1 pseudogene is annotated in these 242 nt (G+C 76.9%); it reads left to right on the forward strand.

Going from position 1 to position 242, the window contains the following annotated elements:
- Positions 1–242, forward strand: a pseudogene (locus tag G3I41_RS28970) (MFS transporter); the annotation flags it as partial.

Raw genomic sequence — 242 nt, forward strand, 5'->3', positions numbered from 1 at the left:
TCTGCCTCGGGGCGCTGGATCTGCTGGTGGTGGCCCTCACCGAGGCGATGCACCGGGCCTCCGCGGTGTCCTGGGTGCTGGCCGCCCTGTCGGCGATGAGCGCGGTCGGGGGCCTGGCCTACGGGGCGCTGCGCTGGCGGGCACCGCTCGGGGTGCGGCTGCCGGTGATGGCCGCCGGTCTGGGCGCGGCGGTGGCGGCGGCCGGTCTGGCCGGCAACGTCTACGTGCTGATCGCCGTGGTC

Origin of the sequence: Streptomyces sp. SID9727 (assembly GCF_010550605.1) — a bacterium.
Lineage (GTDB): Bacteria > Actinomycetota > Actinomycetes > Streptomycetales > Streptomycetaceae > Streptomyces.